14 protein-coding genes are annotated in these 13,836 nt (G+C 72.0%); 12 read left to right on the top strand and 2 right to left on the bottom strand.

Annotated features, from left to right (window positions below):
- The first annotated feature begins 200 nt into the window (after nt 1-200).
- The 7 genes from VF746_32375 to VF746_32345 all read left to right on the top strand — a co-directional run bounded on the left by VF746_32375 (nt 201) and on the right by VF746_32345 (nt 6,510).
- Entirely contained in the window at nt 201-1,232 is a 1,032-nt protein-coding gene (locus VF746_32375) for a T3SS effector HopA1 family protein (GenBank protein ID HEX8697161.1), read from the top strand.
- Complete coding sequence (locus VF746_32370; GenBank protein HEX8697160.1) at nt 1,201-2,520, top strand: lanthionine synthetase LanC family protein; 1,320 nt, start codon at nt 1,201-1,203, stop codon at nt 2,518-2,520. Before VF746_32375 ends, VF746_32370 begins: the two co-directional genes overlap by 32 nt.
- Before the next feature lie 43 nt (nt 2,521-2,563).
- Nucleotides 2,564-3,103, top strand: a complete 540-nt coding sequence (locus VF746_32365; GenBank protein HEX8697159.1) for a GNAT family N-acetyltransferase — start codon at nt 2,564-2,566, stop codon at nt 3,101-3,103.
- A gap of 202 nt (nt 3,104-3,305) precedes the next feature.
- A complete protein-coding gene (locus tag VF746_32360; protein ID HEX8697158.1) occupies nt 3,306-4,556 on the top strand; it encodes a DUF4272 domain-containing protein in 1,251 nt (416 codons plus the stop codon).
- 19 nt (nt 4,557-4,575) lie between these two features.
- Nucleotides 4,576-5,028: a hypothetical protein gene (locus tag VF746_32355; protein ID HEX8697157.1), complete on the top strand. Its 453-nt coding sequence runs from the start codon at nt 4,576-4,578 to the stop codon at nt 5,026-5,028.
- A 158-nt stretch (nt 5,029-5,186) separates the two neighbouring features.
- Nucleotides 5,187-5,990: a hypothetical protein gene (locus VF746_32350; protein ID HEX8697156.1), complete on the top strand. Its 804-nt coding sequence runs from the start codon at nt 5,187-5,189 to the stop codon at nt 5,988-5,990.
- A gap of 61 nt (nt 5,991-6,051) precedes the next feature.
- Nucleotides 6,052-6,510, top strand: coding sequence for an ankyrin repeat domain-containing protein (locus tag VF746_32345; protein ID HEX8697155.1), 459 nt, complete (start codon nt 6,052-6,054; stop codon nt 6,508-6,510).
- 52 nt (nt 6,511-6,562) lie between these two features.
- On the opposite strand, the gene VF746_32340 is transcribed toward VF746_32345, so the two are convergent.
- A complete protein-coding gene (locus VF746_32340) occupies nt 6,563-6,793 on the bottom strand; it encodes a hypothetical protein (GenBank protein ID HEX8697154.1) in 231 nt (76 codons plus the stop codon).
- A 187-nt stretch (nt 6,794-6,980) separates the two neighbouring features.
- Between VF746_32340 and VF746_32335 the strand changes: the two genes are divergently transcribed.
- From VF746_32335 to VF746_32325, 3 genes are all read left to right on the top strand, one after another.
- Complete coding sequence (locus tag VF746_32335; protein ID HEX8697153.1) at nt 6,981-8,051, top strand: hypothetical protein; 1,071 nt, start codon at nt 6,981-6,983, stop codon at nt 8,049-8,051.
- A 155-nt stretch (nt 8,052-8,206) separates the two neighbouring features.
- Nucleotides 8,207-8,761 carry a LemA family protein gene (locus VF746_32330; protein HEX8697152.1) on the top strand — a complete coding sequence of 185 codons (555 nt, stop codon included), beginning with the start codon at nt 8,207-8,209 and terminating at the stop codon, nt 8,759-8,761.
- Between the two features lie 61 nt (nt 8,762-8,822).
- Nucleotides 8,823-10,706: a DUF2207 domain-containing protein gene (locus tag VF746_32325; protein ID HEX8697151.1), complete on the top strand. Its 1,884-nt coding sequence runs from the start codon at nt 8,823-8,825 to the stop codon at nt 10,704-10,706.
- Between the two features lie 253 nt (nt 10,707-10,959).
- On the opposite strand, the gene VF746_32320 is transcribed toward VF746_32325, so the two are convergent.
- Nucleotides 10,960-11,913, bottom strand: coding sequence for an aldo/keto reductase (locus VF746_32320; protein ID HEX8697150.1), 954 nt, complete (start codon nt 11,911-11,913; stop codon nt 10,960-10,962).
- A gap of 103 nt (nt 11,914-12,016) precedes the next feature.
- Between VF746_32320 and VF746_32315 the strand changes: the two genes are divergently transcribed.
- Both VF746_32315 and VF746_32310 read left to right on the top strand, forming a co-directional pair.
- Complete coding sequence (locus tag VF746_32315; GenBank protein HEX8697149.1) at nt 12,017-12,295, top strand: hypothetical protein; 279 nt, start codon at nt 12,017-12,019, stop codon at nt 12,293-12,295.
- 187 nt (nt 12,296-12,482) lie between these two features.
- Complete coding sequence (locus tag VF746_32310) at nt 12,483-13,817, top strand: outer membrane protein transport protein (GenBank protein ID HEX8697148.1); 1,335 nt, start codon at nt 12,483-12,485, stop codon at nt 13,815-13,817.
- Nucleotides 13,818-13,836: the final 19 nt, after the last annotated feature.

The following is a 13,836-nucleotide window of genomic DNA, read 5'->3' as shown; positions in this document are numbered from 1 at the left end:
CTCCCAACTGCGGGGGAGAGGGTACTTTGCGGGATCTTTCGTGCGGAGGGTCGGATTCGCGCGGAAGCCAGTCGCGACGCACGATAAAAGCTCCCTCTCCCGCGCAGCAGGGGAGAGCGGGGGGAGGGGGCACCCCCCGCGCGGCGCCGAACCTTGTCGAAGCGAGCGATGAAGCCGATGCGACTCCGTCCGACCCCTGAATGAGCGCTCCCCTCCTCGACGAGCTGCGCCGCATCGTGGCGGCGGTCGACGCGCTCGGGCCCACGGGGTTCCGCTTCGGCGGGCGCTCGTTCCAGGCGCCGCCGCAGCCGCCCGGGGCTCCCCCGCGCGCGGCGGGCGCCCCGCCGCCGGTGGTGGAGCTGCTGCAGAACACTTTCTACCAGTACTGCTACGTCCGCCGCTTCGCCGGGGCGGCGCTGGACCCGCCGTACGCCCCGCGCCCGGACGACGACCTGGTGCCGCTGCTCTCCCGCGCCAACCCCACCCGCGAGCGCTGGGAGCAGGGGTGGGAGATCGCGCAGATCCTGGCCTCGGGGCAGGTGATCGCCAGGCTCCACGGCCGCACGCGCTTCCTGTGGCCGGGCGAGTTCCTGAGCCGCGACGGGCCCGGGATGCAGCCGCGCCCGGGGATGCGGGTGAGCGTCCACGCGCCGCGCGAGTCGGCCACCATGCAGCCGGGCTTCTACTTCGCCTTCGGGGAGTCGCCGTTCGACCAGGGCGACGAGCTGGACCTGGTGCGGCTGTACTGGCACGTGGACGACGCCGGCGCCCCGGCGCTCTTGCGCCACTTGGCCGGCGCGCTCAACCGCTACGGCGTCCCCTTCCGCTTCAAGACGCTGTCGCTCCGCTCGGCGTACGTGCGCGCGGACCCGGCGGTGCTCTACGTGAGCCACCGCTACTTCCGCATCACCGCCGAGCTGGCCCTGGAGGGGGTGATCCCGCGCGTGGCCGCGCACCTCTCCCCCGAGACGCCGCTCTTCACCCGCGCGCTGGCGCCGGGGCTGGCGCTGGCCGAGGACCCCGACACGGGCGAGAGCTTCGGGATGGCGCGCTGCCGGGTGCTGGCCGAGGGGGTGTGGCAGGCGCACACCGCAGGGCTGCGCACGCCCGAGGAGCGGATGCGGGCCGTGGCCGCGCACTTCGCGGCCGCCGGGGTGGACCTGGAGCGCCCGTGGCTCAACCCGGGCTCGATCGACCGCTATGACCCTGCACGAGCTCCCGCCGCCGCCTGAGGCCGTGGCCGCCACCGGCCGGCTCGCCTTCATCGACGCGGCCGCCGGCGTCGGGGCGCGCCTCTGCCGCGACGCCCTCTGGGACGGCGCGCGCTGCAACTGGCTGGGCGACGCGTCCGAGGTGGTGGGCAGCGCCTGGACCGTGGTCCACAAGGCGATGGGCGCGGAGCTGTACGACGGCACCGCCGGCATCGCGCTGTTCCTGGCGCGGCTCCACGCGGCGACCGGCGAGCGCCCCTTCCGCACCGCGGCCGAGGGGGCGCTCCGGCACGTCCTCTCCCGCCGCGGGCAGCTGGGAGCCGCCGGCCGGCTCGCCTTCCACTCGGGGGCGACGGGGGTGGCGTGGGTGCTGGCCGAGGCGGGCGAGCTGCTGGGGAGCGGGGAGTACGCGTCCGCGGCGCGCGAGCTGGCGGACGAGGTGGCGGGGCTGGAGCCGCGCCCGCACGAGGTGGACGTGATCTCGGGGGCGGCGGGGGCGATCCCCGCGCTGCTGGACCTGGCGGCGCGCTTCGGCGTGGAGGCGTGGATGGGGGCGGCCGCGCGGCTGGGCGACTTCCTCCTCTCCATCGCGCGGCCGGGGGAGGCGGGGACGAGCTGGCGGACGCTGGAGATGGACACCCGGCGCGACCTCACCGGCTACAGCCACGGAGCGTCCGGGGTGGCGCTGGCGCTGCTGGAGCTCTGGCGCCGCACGGGCGAGGCGCGCTTCCGCGCGGCGGCCGAGGAGGGGTTCCGCTACGAGCGCAGCTGGTTCGACCCGCGGCAGGGGAACTGGCCGGACTTCCGCACCTTCGAGAGCATGGGGATGCCCACGCCGCCCGAGCCCGGCTACGCGCTGGCCTGGTGCCACGGCGCGCCGGGGATCGGGATGGCGCGCATCCGGGCCTGGCAGCTCACCGGCGACGACGTCTACCGCCGCGAGGCCGACGCGGCGCTGCGGACCACGGCCTACGCGCTGCAGGCCGCGGCGCAGGCGGGGAGCGCCGGCTTCTCGCTCTGCCACGGTGACGCGGGGAACGCCGAGCTGCTGATCCTGGCCGAGCAGGCGTTCGGCGGCGGCGGGGCGATGCAGCTCGCCGAGCAGGTGGGGCGGATGGGGATCGCCCGCTACCTGCTGCCGCGCGCCCCCTGGCCCTGCGGCGTCCCCGACGGCGGCGAGACGCCGAACCTGATGCTGGGCCTGGCCGGCATCGGCCACTTCTACCTGCGCCTGTTCGATCCCGCGAAGGTGCCGTCCATCCTGCTGCTGGCGCCGCGAGGGGCGGAGGCGGTAGTAAGGACGCCCTGAGCTAAGCCGGGTGTCGGCTTGCACTCGACCCCAGGAAGGCCGCGTGGGCGACTCGAAGTTCCGCGAGCTGGTGCTCAACCTGGACGGGTTCGACCCCGCACGGGCTGCGGCCGCCGCGCGAGAGCTGGAGGCCCGTGGGATCGTGTTCGCCACGCTCGCGGAGGAGCAGGAACGGCGGCCCGCGGAGTGGCTTCGCGAGCTCACCGACCTCGAGAACGCCACACGCGCCCATATCGATGCGCCGCGCACGCCGGCCGAGATGATCGAACGGCTCGCCTTCCTCAAGGTGGCGCCCGAGGCGCTCTTCCTCGCGCGATCGGGCGAGCGGTACCTCGGCTACACCTGCCTCAACGTGCGCGGGTCGGACGGCGAGACGCTGGTCCAGGGCTGGACCGGAGTACGTCCGGAAGAGCGGGGGAGGGGGCTCGCCACGGCCCTGAAGCTGCATGCGGCGGCCTACGCCAGGACACGCGGCTATCGGCGCATCCTGACGGCGCCGCGGTGGACCAACACCGCGAGCCTGCGCGCAAACGAGAAGGTGGGCTTCCGCCCGGCCGGCGAGGAGGATGGGCCACCAGCCTGACCTGGCGCTGCACGCGACTGCGACGGCACGGCTTCAGCCCGACCTCGCGGCCCGGCGTCTCGGCCCGCGGCGCTCGGGCCCGGGCGTTCGACGGCGATCGGAATGCTCGCCGAATCCACTCGAGGATCCAACCAGCCGTGAGATGCGCCCGCGCCCCAACGGCTGACCGGCGCGCGCGGATACACTTGCCAGGGAGCCGTTCATGACGGCGGAGCCGATCAACCTGTTCGCCCGCATCGCGGACCACGCCGGTGTCGCCCGGCGGCTGCGCGAGCTCGCCCCGGACGTCAAGATCGACGGGCCGGACGACCGCTGGCGGAGCGCCAGGGTCAGCTTCGGGAAGTGGTGGAGGAAGCGGACGCTCACGCTCCTCTACGATCCGGACTACCACGCGGAGCCGAACTGGTCCGCCCAGATGGGTGGGATGCGGGGGTACCTCTCCCGCTTCCCGGACAGCGGCCGCAAGCGCCAGGCGGTGATGCTCCCCACCACCTTCCGCTATTCGCTCGCCACGCAGTTCGACCCGGACCCCGACCCCGGCGGCGACCCGCGGCTCGACGTGCTGTTCGCGGTGGCCGAGCTCGTGGACGGCGTCCTGTTCACCCCGTCGGCGCTGCGCGACGCGCGCGGGCGCGTCCTGTTCTCGCCCGAGGGCGCGGGCGCGGAAGACCCCGCGGCCGTCTGGCCCCGCGTGATAGCCGAGGTGTCCGTGTCGGACCCGTCCGGGGCGGCCGCGCCGGACGACGAGGACGAAGATGCCGAGCCCCCCACCGCCGAGCGGGTGGCCCGGCGGGCGCTCGCCCTGGCGGCCGTCACCGCCCGGGCCATCCTCGAGCGGGAGGCCAGGGAGCGCGGTGCCGCCGGGAAGCACCAGGACCTGCTCGGCTGGGTGCGCGAGACCGGCGTCGAGGACGAGCTGGAGGAGTACGAGAGGGAGCACCTGCGGCAGCCGCCCGGCCGCCTGGACCCGCGCTCGCAGATGAACGCGTCATGGCGGCTGGAGGGGCTGGCCGTGCTGGCCTGGGCGCTCGGCCGGTTCGAGCTCCCGCCCCACGACGAACTGGTGGACCCCGACCCGCTCTGGAAGAGCCTGGGGCTGCTCGACGCCGGCGCCGCCCGGGCGCTGCTGGCGAGCCCGGCTCTGCGGCCGCGGGAAGAGATCGAAGCGCTCCGCAGCCGGCTGTTCGCGCTGCACTGGCGGCTGCGGGACTTCTACGTCAAGCCGGGCGCGATGGACTTCGGCGAGTTCGCGCGGACCTGCTGGTTCGGCCCGCTGGACCTCACCGGAATCCCCCTGGTCGAAGGCGACCTCGGGCTCGGCGGCAGGCGGATCGACCGGGCGCCGCCGGACGTGTTCTCGACCGCGCACAGCGCCGCCCAGGAGCGCCACCAGGCGGCGAACTGGCTGTGGGAGGGTCCCGCGCTGTATTCCGAGGCGAGCGTGGCGACGTAACCGGGATCTGCCGAGGGCGATGCGCTTCGACAGGAGCTACCCCGAGCCGCTCCCGCCTTCGCCGGAGCTGTCGGCCTGGATCCAGCGGCAGATCGACGCGCTGGCCGCGGACGCCCGGGAGAACTGGCTGATGCGCCTCTGCATGGAGCGCAACGCCTTTCCCCTCAGCGGCAACCAGGTCTACCTCTGGGCCATCCGGCCCGACGGCGTGGTCCTCTGGATCGACCACGAGTCGTTCGCCCATGCCACCGAGCCGGAAACCGACCTCTCGGCCCTCTACGCGGCCCTGGTGCTGGGGGCGCGCAGGCATCCCGAGCTGCGGGAGCTCATCCCCGCGCGCCCCGCGGACGCACGCCTCTGCGACGTCTGCGGGGGCACGGGCGGGCCGGTCACGCCGGCCGCCCCCGCCGTCGAGGACATCTGCCACGGCTGCGACGGGCTGGGATGGCTCGTTCCCGGTCCACCCCGTTGACGCCGGCCGCGTCCGCCGAAACGATTTACACCCGCCCGCCCCCGCCCTAAACTTCCCTCGCGCCTCTTCCGCGCACCGTAATCCCTGATTCGTGCAAGCCACGGCGTCGCCTGCTCAGCGGAGCGGGACCTGGCCCGGGCGCGTTCAGGAAAGGGACTATGGCCTCGATGCAGTGGATCCCCCTGTGGGCGGACCCGTCACAGCTTCCGTCGGCGGTCAGGCGGCTGAAGTCGCCCCTGCGCAGGTTCCTGGAGGCCGTCAAGAGGGGCAAGCTGAAGGTGCAGACTCCGGTGATCCCGTTCCTCGAGTACGAGCTCGACGGGAACCGGAGCGCGGAAGCGTCCGACCTCCTGCGGGAGGCGCTCTGGCTGTCCGGCAGGCTCGACGCGCACGACCTGGCCTCCGGGGGCGGGCAGGCCCGCTGGAAGCCGAATTCCCAGCAGCTCGTGCAGGTGCAGGACGACCTGTACCATCCTCTCTGGGCGCCGAGCTTCCTCAAGCTGGCCTGCGACTTCCTGCTCCAGCTGCCGAAGCTCCCCGCCGAGCTGCGGGCCGAGCTGGAGACGAGGCGGCAGCTCCCCGAGCACGCGCTGCAGCACGAATTCAGCAGCGCGCTGGAAAGGGAAGGCACCGCATCGCTCGGCCGGTGGTTCGAGTGGGCCAGCCAGACCTATCCCGGCATCGACGAGGATTTCAAGGTCCTGGTCGGCAAGTCCAAGCCCGGGATGCGCGCGTTCATCGCGGAGCAGGAGTACCACGTCGCCATCCTGGGGCACCCTTCCCGGCCGAAGCTGCTCTCCTACTTTCCCTCGGGCGCGCTGCACGCCCTCCCCCCGCCCAACGGCTGGATGACGGCCCGGGTGATCGGAGTGCCGGTCCAGGCCCCCGCCCCGCAGCCGGGACTGCCGGGCGGCGGCCTGAGGGCCATCGCCCTCCTCGGCGGGGTGGCCGCTCCGCGGTAGCCCTCCGGCGCGCGGCGCGGCGGGGGAGCCCGGCGTCAGGCCCATCAACCTTCGAGGCCGCATGAGCGAGACCGGGCAGTTCTTCCAGGCCGTGGAGTCCGGCGACGCCGAGCGGGTGCGCACCCTCCTCGCGGCGCACCCGGAGCTCGCCCGCGCCCGCGACGACGAGGGGGCGACGGCGCTGCACTACGCGGCGTTCAACGGGCACCGGCCCGTCGTCGACCTCCTCCTCGCCGCCGGGGCCGAGCTGAACGCGCGCGACGCCCGCTTCGGCGCCACCCCGTCCGGCTGGGCGATCGAGTACCTGCGCGAGCTGGGCGGGCTGCTGGCGATCGAGATCGAGGACGTGCTCTACGCCATCCAGACCCGCGACGCCAGGTGGGCGCGCCGCCTGGTCGCCCGGCACCCGGCGCTCGCCGCCGCGGCGGACAGGCACGGGAAGCCCCTCGCCGCGCACGCCCGCGAATCCGGCGATCCCGAGATCGCCGGCCTGTTCGCGTCCCTGGCTCCGGAGGCCTGACGTCGCGTCCCGCCGGGCCGCCCATCATCGGGCTCGGGAGGCCTCTGTCGGCTTACAGAGGATCCTGAAAGTCCTCGGGGGTGGCGTCGAAGTCCTCGGCCATGTGAATCAGCCCACGGGCGCTGCCCGGGCGGCGTGGCGCGCGAGAACGGCGCAGCGGGATGATCTTGGCCACCGCTTCGCCTCCGCTCGTGAGCACCACCTCTCCTGCGCGCGCGGCCTCCTCCACCAGATCGCGGAGTTGGGGAGGTGCACTCGTCAGGTCAACGGCGGGGATTCCCATCGACCGTACTCCTCATCAGCGGATCATCTGACTCCCGAGCGGAAGGTAACACCTCCTCCTTCTTAATCACCACTGGGCATGCGGAACGAGAGGGTAAGGTCTTGTGCGTACCGATATATTCCAGGAGCGGGACACGCTGCGCACGATTCCATGAACCCTTGTACCAGTACCACTGAAGTACTCTGCTTTGCTCGTCTATCTCGACTCTGCACATCTGGCCCTTTTGGAACGGGCCTCCATCAGCCAGAGGGAGGCATTCCTCTCCACCTGGCGCGCATACGAATGCGAGTTGGCTCTATCGCTCCACCACCTGCAAGAGATTGCGCAATTGGCTGACCGCGCGAGTGTCGAGCACCGCCTGAAAGTTCTGGAGGTATTTCCATCCATCCGCTGTAAGCCAGCCGGCATCAATCTCGTTCTCAAGTTGGAAATCCAGCTACAACTACTTACGCTTCTCGGGTTCAGACCAGATATACGCAGAAGTGCGGTGGATACACTCTTTCCCAAGGTGGATATCAGTGAAATCCGTGCTGCAACCATAGATCTGCAGCCGCTGTTCAAGCTCATGCGTACCGCTCACGAAATGGGAGCAGACGCGTCGAACACATCGAAGCAAGCCAGTCAACTCGGGCCACCGGTGAGCATGCGTCGGGCAATCGATCCCCCCCAGCTCGATTCCCCGGCAGTGCGGGAAGCCTTCGAAGCCGCTCTCACCGATATGCCTCCCGACGTTCAGGCACTCACGCGCCAGATGTACCAGTTGGTACGTACCTCCATTCAAGATCACGGGAGTGCCCGGCGAGCCCTGGAAAACATCTACAATCTCGCCAAGGTTGAGGCCCTTGGCCGTATCCCCGACAGCGATCTTGCGATAGTAGCCGGCTTCTTCAACTCGGCACGGAAGGAGGTTGACGAAGTGCTCAGCCGTGTAGGGGCTGAACCGTCCACAGGTGAGCAACTCGTCCGCCGGTTAGATCCGTACGCCGCACCCGGCTTCTCTCTGCAATTAGCCGTACAGCGTGCTCGCAAGCGTCACCCCAAGCCGGAGGAGCCGGGTGACGATCTCGATGTAGCTCATGTCGGGTTCGCCCCGTACGTAGACGTACTCTTCGCGGACAAACGCACCTTCGGCTTCGTCGTTCAAGAAGCTCGGGATAACCCGGAACGGCTCGCTTCGTGTTCTATCGGTGCAATCGAGCGCGCAGGCAACTTGGAGCAGGCGGCTGAGGTGATTGCTAAGCGATCTGCGCTGGCCTGACGAGCAATGCGGGCGAGAGGACTGCGGCCTGTCCGCACAGCCTTTCCCACGAAACGATTTACACGCGCCCGCCCCCGCCGTTAACTTCCGTCCACCTCCCGCCGGCGCCGCCCGGCCCGCGCTCCACCCTCCCGCCGGAGCAACGCACCGTGAGCATGACCCTGATCGTCATCGTGGCCGTCGTCGCGCTGGTCGCCGTCTTCGTGGTCGCGGTCTACAACCAGCTGGTGGGCCTGAGGCTCCGGTCGCAGAACGCCTGGAGCGACATCGACGTGCAGCTCAAGCGGCGCTACGACCTGGTGCCCAACCTGGTGGAGACGGTGAAGGGCTACGCCGGCCACGAGCGCGAGACGCTGGAGGCCGTCACCCAGGCCCGCACCCGCGCCGTGGCCGCCCAGTCCGCCGGCCCCGCCGAGCGCGCCCAGGCCGAGGCCCAGCTCACGGCGGCGCTCCGCGGCCTGTCGGTTGCCGTCGAAGCCTACCCGCAGCTGCAGGCCTCGGGCGGCTTCCGCGACCTGCAGGCCCAGCTGGCGGCGATCGAGGACGCCATCCAGAACGCGCGCCGCTACTACAACGCGGTGGTGCGCGAATTCAACACCAAGATCATGCAGTTCCCCTCCAACGCCGTGGCCGGCGCGTTCGGCTTCCAGCCGCGCGAGTTCTTCGAGGCCGCCGAGGTCGAGCGCGAGGCCCCGAAGGTGAGCTTCTGACCCGCCCGGGCGCGGGGCCCCGTCCCGCGCCCGCCTTCCGCCGCCATCCACGAAGTCCCGCATGCGCCGCGCACTCCTCCTGCTCATCGCCCTCCTCCCGGCGCTCGCCCCCGTGGCGCGCGCGCAGGGCGACTCGATCAAGATCCGCACGTACGCCGCCGACCTGGTGGTCCACCGCGACGGCGCCACCGACGTCACCGAGACCATCCACTTCGCCTTCTACGGCCCCTGGAACGGCATCCTGCGCGACCTCTCGCTCCAGCACAGGAACGGCGACGGGCGGACCGAGAAGCTGAAGGTCGAAGTCCAGGGGGTCGCCACCCCCTCGGGCCAGCCGTACCGCTGGCAGGAGGAAGACGCCGACGGCGACGACATGCTGAAGCGCCTGCGCATCTGGATCCCCGACGCCCGCGACGCCGAGCGCATCCTGGTGATCCGCTACCGGGTGAAGAACGCCGTCCGCTTCTTCTACGCCGACAGCGCGGCCGGCAACTTCGACGAACTGTACTGGAACGTCACCGGCAACGACTGGACGATGCCGATCCAGCAGGCCCGCGCCCGGGTCATCCTCCCCGACGGCGTGGTGCCGAGGCAGCAGGCCGCGTACGTGGGCTACGAGGGATCGGCCGAGCAGGGCGCCGACGTGGAGGCGGGGAGCGGGATCGTCACCTTCGCCACGCGGCGCGAGCTGGCGCCGGGCGAGGGGCTCACCGTGGCGGTGGGGTGGCCGGCGGGGGCGATCGCCGGGCGGCCGAGCGCGGCGGCGCACTCGCGCGCCGAGACGGCCCGCAAGTGGCCGCTGGGGCTGCCGCTGCTGGCGTTCTTCTTCTCCTTCCGCGCCTGGCGCCGCCGCGGCCGCGACCCCAAGGAGCTCCCCGTGGTGGTGGGCTACGAGCCGCCCGAGGGGATGACCCCCGCCGAGATCGGGACGCTGGTGGACCACCGCGTCCACATGCAGGACGTCACCGCCACGCTGGTGGACCTGGCGGTGCGCGGCTACCTGGGGATCGAGGAGCGCAAGGAGAAGCGCTTCCTGGGGCTCTTCTCCGACACCGAGTACGTCTTCCACCTGCGCAGGCCCCGCGAGGAATGGGGCGCGCTGCTGCCGCACGAGCGCAAGTTCCTGAACGCGCTCTTCACCGCGGCGAGCACCGCCGACCAGCCGTGGGAGGTGATCAAGGCCGTCTTCGCCGAGGCGCGCCAGGCGCAGGCGGCGGGGCGCGAGTTCGACCGCGGCGCCTTCCAGGAGCGGATGACGCAGACGGCCGCGGCGCCGGCCGAGTCGGTGAAGCTCTCCGACCTCACCAACCGCTTCTACCGCTCGCTCCCCGGGATCCGCGAGGCCGTCTACGAGCGGCTGAAGGAGCGCGGCTACTACCGCGACCGGCCGGACCAGGTGCTGGCCAACTGGACGGGCGTGGGCACCGTGCTGGGAATCCTGAGCGTGTTCGGGGCCGTGTTCGGGGCGGGGATGGCGCTGGGGTGGGTGGAGCCGTGGGCGCTGGCGGCGGGCGGGATTGCCAGCGCGCTGCTGGTGGTGGGCTTCGGCTTCGCCATGCCGGCGCGCACGGTGGCGGGGGCGCGGGCGCGCGAGGCGGCGCTGGGCTTCCGCGAGTTCCTGGACAAGGTGGAGAGCGACCGCTACCGGCGGATGGTGACCGGGCCGGAGATGTTCGAGCGCTACCTGCCGTACGCCATGGCGTTCGGGGTGGAGGCGCGCTGGGCGAAGGCGTTCGACGACCTGTACCGCGAGCCGCCCGACTGGTACAGCGGGAGCGGCTACGGCTCGGGCTTCCGCGCCTCGAGCTTCACCCAGGGGATGAGCAGCCTCTCCTCGCGCGCGGGGAGCACCATGTCGTCGAGCCCCAGCTCGTCCGGGTCCGGCTCGGGCGGCGGCGGCTCCAGCGGCGGCGGCAGCGGCGGCGGCGGCGGCAGCGGGTTCTGATCCCACGTTCCGCGGCATCGTTCCGGTTCCCGACGGATCGGGATCACACGGAGAAACAGAGGAATGGAGGACTTCCTCTGTTTCTCTGTTTCTCCGTGTGAGGCTTTGGGGACTTCGGACGGCGGCGCGGATCCCGGCCCTCCCCACGGAAACAGGCCCCGGCGGTCGAGGCAGGCCTCGCCCCTACGGGAACCTCGGTCGCGAATCCCGAAGCAGATCGTCAATCAGCATCAACCGGGATACGGCCGCCAGGTCAGCTCGGCAGGGCGCGGAAGGCCTCCTCCAGCTCGCGCAGGGTGCGCTGGTCCAGGCGGAGGGACTCGGCGCGGACGCTGCTCTCGATGCTCTCCTCGCGGCTGGCGCCGGGGATGGGGACCAGAGAGGGGGAGACGCCCAGGATCCAGGCCAGCACCATCTCCTCGGGGCTCGCGCCGAAGCGGCCGGCGATCGCGCGCAGCTCGGGGCTCTCGCGCAGCAGCCCCACCCGGCGGTGGCCGCCCACGGGGCTGTAGGGGAGGAAGGTGACGCGGTGGTCGTCGCAGTAGCGGACGAGCCCCGTCCGCTCGGAGTCGCGGTCCCACGGGTTGAAGCGGTTCTGCACCGAGGTGATGGGGACGATGGCCTCGGCCACGCGCAGCTGCATGAGGGAGACGTTCGAGAGCCCCACCGCCGCCACCAGCCCCTCCTCGTACAGCCGCGCCATCTCGCCCACGCTGTCCTCGAAGCGCACCTTCGGGTCGGGCGCGTGCAGCTGGTAGAGGTCGATGCGGTCCACCCCCAGCGCCTGGAGGCTCCGCTCGCAGGCGCGGCGCAGGTGCTCGGGGCGCGCGTCGTTCTCCCAGCGCCCGCCGGGGCGCACCAGGCCGCCCTTGGTGGCCACCGTCACCTGGGCGCGCATCCCCGCCTCGTCCAGCGCCTGGGCGATCAACCGCTCGTTGTGCCCGAGGTCGGAGTCGTCCAGGCAGTAGACGTCGGCCGTGTCGATGAAGTTCACCCCCAGCTCGAGGGCGCGGCGCACCACGCCGAGTCCCTGCTCCCGCGGGGGGCGCCCCGGGAGGGAGACCTGCATCCCGCCCAGCCCGATGCGCGTGATCCGCCGGCCCGTGCGGCCGAGCTGCACCATCTCCATGCTCCACCCCTCCTCCCCGAGATTGCCCCCGGACGGGAACGACCCGTGCATCATCGCCGCGCCCCGCTCGGGGGGCAAGTGCGAAGTGCGGAACCACCGCCTGGCACACCGGGCACCGAGCATCCAGGATCAGGCACTTCGCACTTCGCACTCAGCACTTCGCACTTCGCACTGGGGTTTCATGCCGCAGAACCGACGCGCCTCCGACAAGCGCTGGGTCAAGGCCGTGGGATGGGCCGCCTGCACGGCGCTGGCGGCGTCGCTCACCTACACCTTCATCCGCTCGCTCACCGAGGGGCCCGAAGACGTGGACCCCCTCTTCTTCGCCCTGCAGACGGCGGCCTCGCTCCTCTTCCTGGTGTACTCGCTCCGGCTGAAGAACCCCGTGTTCATCGCCGCCAACTGCGTGGCGCTCTTCAACGCCGTCGGCACCCTGGTGGTGGCGGCCCTGGGGCGGTGAGCGCCGCTCAGTGCGCGCGGGCCGGGCGGAGGGGCCGAAAGCCTTGCGGCGGCGGGGCTTTCCCGCTTGACCGGACGGGGGGCGCGCTGTATCGTGCTCCGCCGACAGAACTCCCGACCGATCTTCCCCGCTTTTCCGGGCCCCCGCCCGGGAGCCCTCAGCACTGTACCGCCCAAGGAGCCTCGTTATGAGACGAAGTCTGGCAATCGCCGGCGCCGCCGCCCTCGCGTGCGCCGCGGTTGGCACGCCGCTCTCCGCGCAGGGGTCGTCCGTCGACCAGCACAGCGCGTGCATGGCCGGCCGCGTGGGCGCCGGCATCGCGTCGCCCTGCGACGACGGCTCGGCCGTGTACTTCAGCCCGGCCGGGCTCGCGATGCGCCCCAGCGCCGTGGGCCTGAACCTCACCCTCATCCGCGCCAGCAGCAAGTTCGAATACCACGCCGGCCGGCAGCCGCCCCTCGAGGACAACCCGGTGCGGCGCGACCCCGAGGTGGTGCCCGTCCCCGCGCTCTGGCTCTCGTACCGGCCCAACCCCCGCCTGGCCGCCGCCGTGGGCGTGTTCGCCCCGTACGGGCTGGGGCTCGAGTGGCCGGTGTGCCCGACCGACGACGCCGACTGCGACCAGCTCAACTTCGAGGGGCGCTACACGGGGTACGACAACTCGCTGCGCTCCATCTACGTGCAGCCCACCGTGGCGTACCAGGTGGCCCCCGGCTTCTCGCTGGGCGCGGGGCTCGACTACGTGCGCCTGACCATCGACGTCAGCCAGCGCGCCGACGCCCCCTCCGTGGGGCTCAGCGGGCGCGACATCGCCGACGCCAACCTCAAGGGCGACGGCAACGCCCTCACCGGGCACGTGGGCGCCGTCCTCCGGCTCTCGCCCCGCACCACGCTGGGCGCGCGCTACCTGCACTCGGTGAAGGTCGACATGGACGGCGACGCCGACTTCACCCAGATCGCCACGGGAACGGTGTTCGACGCCGCGCTGGCCGCCCAGTTCGCCCCCGGCGGGCCGCTGGCCGACCAGGCGATCGCCACCGAGATCGAGCTCCCCGCCCAGGCCGTGGCGGGCCTCGCCTACCGCGCCACCGACGCCCTCATGCTCTTCGCCGACTACCAGTGGACCGGGTGGAAGAGCTTCGACCAGTTCGACATCGTCTTCGAGAACGGCGACACCACGGTGCTGGAGCTCGACTACCGCAACACCAACACCTTCCGCTTCGCCGCCGAGTACGGCTGGAACGAGCGGCTGGCGCTGCGCGCGGGCTTCCGCTACAACACCGCCGCCACCCCCCGGGCCACCCCGTTCCTCCCCGAGGGCGAGCGCAACTACTACACGGTGGGGCTCGGCTACCGGGTGACGCCCGCGCTCTCGGCCGACCTGGCGTTCCAGTACATCAACCAGCCCCCGCGCGAGGGCGCCGTGCGCCCGGGCGGCGGCCGGGTGGGCGTCTACTCCTCGAGCGGGCAGGTCTTCGGCTTCACGCTGGCGTACCGGTTCGGCGGCGGCGGCGCCCCGTGACGGCCTGCGGCGTGCATCG

The organism is Longimicrobium sp. (assembly GCA_036389795.1).
In the GTDB taxonomy this organism is placed as follows: domain Bacteria; phylum Gemmatimonadota; class Gemmatimonadetes; order Longimicrobiales; family Longimicrobiaceae; genus Longimicrobium.
This window is presented reverse-complemented; position numbering and strand designations above follow the sequence as displayed.

What these genes read in the sequence shown, in the direction of transcription:
- VF746_32310 (HEX8697148.1), top strand. Translation starts at nt 12,483, where the DNA reads ATGAGACGAAGTCTGGCAATCGCCGGCGCCGCCGCCCTCGCGTGCGCC.
- VF746_32345 (HEX8697155.1), top strand. Translation starts at nt 6,052, where the DNA reads ATGAGCGAGACCGGGCAGTTCTTCCAGGCCGTGGAGTCCGGCGACGCC.
- VF746_32375 (HEX8697161.1), top strand. Translation starts at nt 201, where the DNA reads ATGAGCGCTCCCCTCCTCGACGAGCTGCGCCGCATCGTGGCGGCGGTC.
- VF746_32370 (HEX8697160.1), top strand. Translation starts at nt 1,201, where the DNA reads ATGACCCTGCACGAGCTCCCGCCGCCGCCTGAGGCCGTGGCCGCCACC.
- VF746_32350 (HEX8697156.1), top strand. Translation starts at nt 5,187, where the DNA reads ATGGCCTCGATGCAGTGGATCCCCCTGTGGGCGGACCCGTCACAGCTT.
- VF746_32315 (HEX8697149.1), top strand. Translation starts at nt 12,017, where the DNA reads ATGCCGCAGAACCGACGCGCCTCCGACAAGCGCTGGGTCAAGGCCGTG.
- VF746_32340 (HEX8697154.1), bottom strand. Translation starts at nt 6,793, where the DNA reads ATGGGAATCCCCGCCGTTGACCTGACGAGTGCACCTCCCCAACTCCGC.
- VF746_32360 (HEX8697158.1), top strand. Translation starts at nt 3,306, where the DNA reads ATGACGGCGGAGCCGATCAACCTGTTCGCCCGCATCGCGGACCACGCC.
- VF746_32325 (HEX8697151.1), top strand. Translation starts at nt 8,823, where the DNA reads ATGCGCCGCGCACTCCTCCTGCTCATCGCCCTCCTCCCGGCGCTCGCC.
- VF746_32355 (HEX8697157.1), top strand. Translation starts at nt 4,576, where the DNA reads ATGCGCTTCGACAGGAGCTACCCCGAGCCGCTCCCGCCTTCGCCGGAG.
- VF746_32330 (HEX8697152.1), top strand. Translation starts at nt 8,207, where the DNA reads ATGACCCTGATCGTCATCGTGGCCGTCGTCGCGCTGGTCGCCGTCTTC.